At 68.7% G+C, this 1431-nt stretch carries 2 protein-coding genes; one reads left to right on the top strand and one right to left on the bottom strand.

The window, feature by feature from the left end; genetic code table 11:
- Positions 1-159 (bottom strand): nuclear transport factor 2-like protein (locus J0695_RS44660; protein ID WP_505383631.1); only part of this gene is annotated, 159 nt, incomplete at its 3' end.
- A 289-nt stretch (positions 160-448) separates the two neighbouring features.
- Here J0695_RS44660 and J0695_RS39150 point away from each other — a divergent pair.
- Positions 449-1431, top strand: a 983-nt coding sequence (locus J0695_RS39150) for an aldo/keto reductase (RefSeq protein ID WP_206969619.1), incomplete at its 3' end; no start/stop codon positions are given.

The raw sequence follows: 1431 nt of genomic DNA, 5'->3' as shown, positions 1-1431 counted from the left end.
CTGCCGCCCCTCCAGCCGCCCGGGCCAGTCCGGGGGCGCGAAGGGGAACTCCAGGACGCCGTCCTCGTCCCACAGGTCCACCCAGCCGGGGATGTCCTTCGCCAGCAGCAGTCGCAGACCGTGGCGGTACAGCTCCGCAGGTGTCATGGGCACTGTCATGATCAAAGGTTCCGTTCTGCTCGACGAAGCGGCGAGCCCAGTCGTCCGGGTAGAGAAACGGACCATCGGTCCGGATAGGTGAATCCATACGGACCGGCGGTCCGTTTATCAAGGGCGGGGCGGTCGATGGCGGGTGTCGCCGTACGGAATCATTTCTGTGCGCACATTAACCGCGTTTGCAATAGGCAGCGTGTGCAAGTAATGTTCATGCAAGCAGTGGCCGGCACAAGCGGACGGCGGGGGTGCTGCTCGACGGTCCACCACGAACCAGAAAGAAAGGGTGCTCGCCATGAGCCTCACCAATCTGCTGCCCGGCCCTCTCGGATTCGGCACCGCCCCGATGGGCAACATGTTCCGTGCCATCCCCGAAGAGGAGGTCCAGGCCACCCTGCAGGCCGCGTGGGACCAGGGGATCCGCTACTACGACACCGCTCCGTTCTACGGCGCGGGCCTCGCCGAGATCCGCCTCGGCGCGATGCTCTCCCAGCGGCCCCGCGACTCCTTCGTCCTGTCGACCAAGGTCGGCCGGGTCATCCACGACGAGATCGAGGACCCCGCCACGCGCGACCTGGGTGAGAAGGGCGGCCTGTTCGAGCACGGCCGGCCGAACAAGATGGTCGACGACTACTCGGCCGATGCCACCAAGCGTTCCATCGAGGACAGTCTGGAGCGGCTGAACACCGACCGGCTCGACATCGTGTGGGTGCACGACATCGCCCAGGACTTCCACGGCGACCGCTGGCTCGCCCAGTTCGAGATCGCCCGCACCGGCGCCTTCCGGGTACTGGACGACCTGCGCGACCAGGGCGTGATCAAGGCCTGGGGGCTGGGTGTCAACCGCGTCGAGCCCATCGAGCTCACCCTCGCCCTTGACGAGCCGCGCCCCGACGCATTCCTCCTCGCCGGCCGCTACACCCTTCTCGACCACGGCCAGGCACTGCAGCGACTGATGCCCGCGGCCCAGGAGCAGGGCGTCGACATGGTCGTCGGCGGGCCCTACAGCTCCGGCGTACTGGCAGGTGGCACCCACTTCGAGTACCAGCAGGCGCCGCCGGAGATCCTGGCGACCGTTGGGCGCATCCGCGATCTGGCCGAGCGGCACGGAGTCTCCGTCAAGGCGGCCGCGCTGCAGTTCTCCCTGGCGCACCCGGTCGCCGCCGCGGTCATCCCCGGCGCCACCCGGCCCTCGCGCATCGCCGAGGACCTCGCCGCCCTGCGCGAGGAGATCCCCGTCGCCTTCTGGCGCGACCTGCGCAGCGCCGGGCTGCTGGC

The sequence above is a fragment of the Streptomyces beijiangensis genome (assembly GCF_017315755.1).
GTDB classification, from domain to species: domain Bacteria; phylum Actinomycetota; class Actinomycetes; order Streptomycetales; family Streptomycetaceae; genus Streptomyces; species Streptomyces beijiangensis.
Note: the sequence above shows the minus strand (reverse complement) of the source record. Positions and strands in the feature narration are given on the sequence as shown.